1 protein-coding gene is annotated in these 260 nt (G+C 41.9%); it reads left to right on the plus strand.

The window, feature by feature from the left end; all coding sequences use genetic code 11:
- Positions 1 to 123: 123 nt before the first annotated feature.
- The coding region (locus RTW80_RS29760) for a sugar phosphate nucleotidyltransferase (RefSeq protein ID WP_409415343.1) at positions 124 to 260 on the plus strand (137 nt) is incomplete at its 3' end.

Here is a 260-nt window from a genome sequence, read left to right on the forward strand (position 1 = left end):
GATTACAACTACTGTAATTTGTGGTGCTAAGGCGTAATATCATTACAGGATTACGGCAAATCATACTGGCGAAAACAGGTTTAAGAGCTATAATTCGTCAACCATTTTAAGGTGGAAGAAATAATGATTAATTTGAAAGCAGTCATTCCGGTAGCCGGACTGGGCATGCATATGCTGCCAGCCACAAAAGCCATTCCTAAAGAGATGCTACCGATCGTCGACAAGCCGATGATTCAATACATCGTCGACGAGATTGTTGC

It is taken from the genome of Escherichia sp. AM3, assembly GCF_032029835.1.
Taxonomy (GTDB): domain Bacteria; phylum Pseudomonadota; class Gammaproteobacteria; order Enterobacterales; family Enterobacteriaceae; genus Escherichia; species Escherichia coli.